The 2,255-nt window shown below is 34.5% G+C and carries 1 protein-coding gene and 1 pseudogene; both read left to right on the top strand.

Going from position 1 to position 2,255, the window contains the following annotated elements; translation table 11 throughout:
- Positions 1-49 precede the first annotated feature (49 nt).
- The gene (locus ACZQCL_RS02700; RefSeq protein WP_482481789.1) at positions 50-1,861 is read left to right on the top strand and encodes a ribonuclease J; all 1,812 of its coding nucleotides are present in this window, start codon (positions 50-52) and stop codon (positions 1,859-1,861) included.
- A gap of 34 nt (positions 1,862-1,895) precedes the next feature.
- Positions 1,896-2,255: pseudogene (locus tag ACZQCL_RS02695) on the top strand (hypothetical protein); the annotation flags it as partial.

Genomic DNA, 2,255 nt, shown 5'->3' with positions numbered 1-2,255 from the left:
CTTTGCTATAATAACAATAGAGTCATTAAATTATAGAAAGAGGTCGAATATGCCAAAAACACAAGAACAAGCGTTTGGGCATGCATCGAACAAAAAACCATATCATGCAAAAAATCACGTTGAAAAAGGTGATACTTTGATTTACGCCCTAGGGGGATTAGGCGAAGTCGGTAAAAATATGTATTGCTACGAACACGAAAATGAAATCTGTATCGTAGATTGTGGCGTTTTGTTTCCAGGTGATGAACTATTAGGAGTTGACTATGTAATTCCTGATTATCATCATTTGATTCGCATGAAAAAAAAAAGAAAGTTTTTAGTAATTACCCATGGTCACGAGGATCATATTGGAGGAATTCCATTCTTACTAAAACAAGTCCAAATTGATGCTATCTATGCACCTCGTTTTGCGAAGGCTTTGATTCTTAAAAAGTTAAGTGAACATAAAGGACTAGAAAAAACAAAAATTATAGAAATTGATGAAAACTCAAGTATCTCAACAAAATACTTTAAAGTTGGTTTCTTCAATACCATCCACTCTATCCCCGATTCTTTAGGTGTACATATCACATGTCCTAATGGATCTATTGTCCACACAGGTGACTTCAAATTTGACTTAACTCCTGTTGGAACAAATGCAGACTACCAGAAAATGGCATTTATCGGTGTCACAAAACCAGACTTATTGATGTCAGATTCTACAAACTCTGGAGTTGAAGACTTCTCTATTTCAGAAAGAAAAGTTGCCAATGAAATCCAGGACATTATGCGTAAGACAAAACAACGTTTAATTGTTGCGACATTCGCATCCAACGTACATCGTGTTGCCCAAATCATTGAAGCTGCTACTAAATTCGGTAGAAAAGTAATCGTATTTGGTCGAAGTATGGAAAATGTTGTCGATATCGGACGAAAGATGGGAACAATCAAAGTTAAAAATTCAGATTTCTTAAGTCCTGAAGAATTAGCTTATACACCAGATGATAAAGTTTGTATTATTTGTACAGGAAGTCAGGGTGAACCTTTGGCTGCCCTATCAAGGATTGCGAATGGTACACACCGCTTTATTCACTTAAAACCTGGAGATACAATCGTATTCTCAAGCAATCCAATTCCAGGAAACCAATCAAGCGTCAATCGCGTTATTGATAACTTATTTAGATCGGGTGCTACAGTATTGACAAAATCCATCTTAAATAACTTGCATACAACGGGACATGCTTCTAAAGAAGAACAAAAACTGATGTTACAGTTAGTTCGTCCAACCTATTTTATGCCAATTCATGGTGAATATAAGATGTTGATGCAACACCGTCAAACCGCAATGGAAACAGGTATTCCTAAAGAGAATATCTTTGTATGCGCAAATGGAGATATTTTAATTTTAAGAGATCACAAAGTGCTACAAAGTGACTGGCGATACCAAGGTGACGATATTTATGTCGATGGAAATGATATTTCCGGATTGTCCACTGCTGTTTTAAAAGATCGTCGAATCTTAGCTGATAATGGATTAGTTGCCGTTATCTTAGCTATCGATTCAAAAGAAAACAAAATCTTAATGCGACCCGTCATCGTATCACGTGGATTTGTCTTTATTAAAGATTCACAGGGATTGATCAAAGAAGCTGAATATATTGTGAATAATTCTCTTCAGGAAAAGATGAAAGAAAAAACCACTTTCTCTGAAATCAAAAACTGTGTACGCTCTACATTAGAACCATTCTTATACAAGAAGACACATCGAAACCCAATTGTAATTCCAGTTATCTTGAATTCAAAACAAACAATGGAAGAACTTCAAAAGAATCGTAAGAACAATTTCCATGCAAGAAAACCAAGAGCAACAAAGGCATCCTAGTGATGTCTTTTCTATTTTATGATAAAATAGTTTCATGACAAAATTACAGAAACAAATGTTTATCATCATTGCCATATTATTTGCGATCGTATTAAGTATGCTAGGATCTTTGAAAATCGCAAAAAATGTTGAGCCCGAACAATTGAGTGTACAATATAAAACATTGAAAGATGAAAAGATTCCATCCTCAATGAATGATGTATCCATTGTTTATTTTACGGATGTGCAATATGGTAAATTTGAAAATAAAAAAAGAGCCGATAAACTCTTTAATAAAATTGAACATTTAGATCCAGACATTCTGATTTTTGGTGGCGATCTATTTGATGAAACCTGTCAAATGAATCAAGAAGACATGGATTATATCACCAATAAATTATCTAAGATGCATGCT

The organism is Holdemanella sp. (assembly GCF_056804935.1).
Note: the sequence above shows the minus strand (reverse complement) of the source record. Positions and strands in the feature narration are given on the sequence as shown.